This window comes from Petralouisia muris, assembly GCF_004793545.1.
Classification (GTDB): Bacteria; Bacillota; Clostridia; order Lachnospirales; family Lachnospiraceae; genus Petralouisia; species Petralouisia muris.
On the sequence record NZ_SRYA01000205.1, the window covers coordinates 1 to 1,411 of the forward strand.

Annotated in this window: 1 protein-coding gene; it reads right to left on the reverse strand. The window is 42.2% G+C overall.

The features are described 5' to 3' along the window. Positions 1-52 precede the first annotated feature (52 nt). The gene (locus E5329_RS29055; protein WP_135992568.1) at positions 53-1,234 is read right to left on the reverse strand and encodes an IS630 family transposase; all 1,182 of its coding nucleotides are present in this window, start codon (positions 1,232-1,234) and stop codon (positions 53-55) included. Between the last annotated feature and the right edge of the window lie 177 nt (positions 1,235-1,411).

Here is a 1,411-nt window from a genome sequence, read left to right on the forward strand (position 1 = left end):
TTCCCCGAAGAGATTTCGGGGAAGTTGGTAATAGTGGCTTAATCAGCAGGCACTAATTAGAATTTGATTTTACACCAACTTTTACAGCTTCATCCTGACTGATTTCATCCATTTTATAGGTCCAACGATAAACAACCGGCTCCTTATTGACCTCCTCAAAATACAGGTATATGCGTTCAGCAAGTTCCTCTTTTGATTTGACACGGATTCCTTTTAACATCTGCTTTGTCATCTTACTGAAGAAACTTTCTATCATATTCAGCCAGGAACCATGCGTGGGCGTAAATACAAAGACAAACCGCCCCTCCGGACGTGATGCAAGATAGTTCTTCGTCTCCCTGGACTTGTGGGCGGAATGGTTATCACATATGATACGTATCACATCCCTTCCCGGATATTTACTATCCAGTTTCTTCAACAGATTGATAAAATCTGAACTTTTATGGCTCTCGCTGACCAACGGAATTGCTTCCCCGGTCAGCAGGTCAATCCCTGCCAACAGCGAAAGCGTCCCCAAACGTTTATATTCCGCGTCACGGTAAACACACCCTGTATCCGCTGTCGGGCGCAGGTCTTCCCCTGTCGTTGCAATCGCCTGTCTTCCCGGCTTTTCATCACAGGAAACTGTATGGACGACAACCCCATCTTCTGGGACGGTTAGGCTGCCATCTTCTTTAAACTGTAAGGATATTTGCTTATATACCAAAAGCACATCATGCATTTTCTGTTCAAATTCGGGGTCACGTTTTTCACAGTAATACTTAATTTTGAAAGGCTTGATTTCCGACTTGTGCAATATCTTCTGAACCATAGGCTTTGTGATCGTTGCAAGCCGGGGAAAACCAGCTTCTTGTGCATTTTTTTGTATATGCTGATGCAGATTTTTTAGAGTCCAAAGTTCCTGGGAATAGCCAAGGTCAGCTGGACGTTGACAGGCCAGAGCCACTATCCATGCTATAGCGTCATCTGTAATTTCAACCGGATGGCCGGGACGCGGTTTATCATATAAAGCAAGATCAATGCCGCCTTCCTTAAACTTTTTCAGGCATAGCTTAACAGTATTCACGTTAACATCTATGCGTTCTGCTATTGCGGCAATTGACTCACCTTGCGCTTTGTATATCAGTATTTTTGCACGGTCAACAATCTGAGCCTGTATTGTTCTGCATCTACACAAAGATTGGAGATATTCATAATCTTCCTGTTCAATATCTAATATGCTTGCATGTGCCATAATCAACATTCCTCTCCTTATCTAATGATTTAATTATAGCACACATACATAAATTAGACTAGTTATTTATTTTACAATATACTAGTATTTCTTTTATCACAGAAAGCCCGAATCCCAGGCTTTTTAATGTCTGTATCCGTCCTGCCAGCGGAAGCTGTGATTCACTGTAATATCGGT

Bases quoted from the DNA above. Each gene is read 5' to 3' on its own strand.
- E5329_RS29055 (WP_135992568.1), bottom strand. From the start codon at position 1,234: ATGGCACATGCAAGCATATTAGATATTGAACAGGAAGATTATGAATAT.